Source organism: Polynucleobacter sp. MG-28-Ekke-A2, assembly GCF_035012985.1.
In the GTDB taxonomy this organism is placed as follows: domain Bacteria; phylum Pseudomonadota; class Gammaproteobacteria; order Burkholderiales; family Burkholderiaceae; genus Polynucleobacter.
The window spans coordinates 1-222 of sequence record NZ_JAYGQU010000086.1; the positions used below are offsets into that span (position 1 = coordinate 1).

Sequence of the window (222 nt, forward strand, 5' to 3'; positions counted from 1 at the left end):
CAACCGGCAATTACCACCGCGCATTAGGGCATCGCTTGGTAGCGGCGGGGTTTGAAGTCTGTTTTATTTCCTCGGTAGCGAGCGCCCGGTATCGGGAGGTGATGTTCAACTCCTGGGATAAAAATGACCCCAAGGATGCTGCAGTGCTTTTAGAGCTGCTTAAGCAAGGGATTATTCAACGTTATGTTGACCCATTAATTGCAGGGCATCATGATCTCCAAG

The 222-nt window shown here is 50.0% G+C and carries 1 protein-coding gene; it reads left to right on the forward strand.

Annotated features, from left to right (window positions below; genetic code table 11):
• The coding region (locus VC188_RS12125) for an IS110 family transposase (protein ID WP_323484120.1) at positions 1-222 on the forward strand (222 nt) is incomplete at both ends.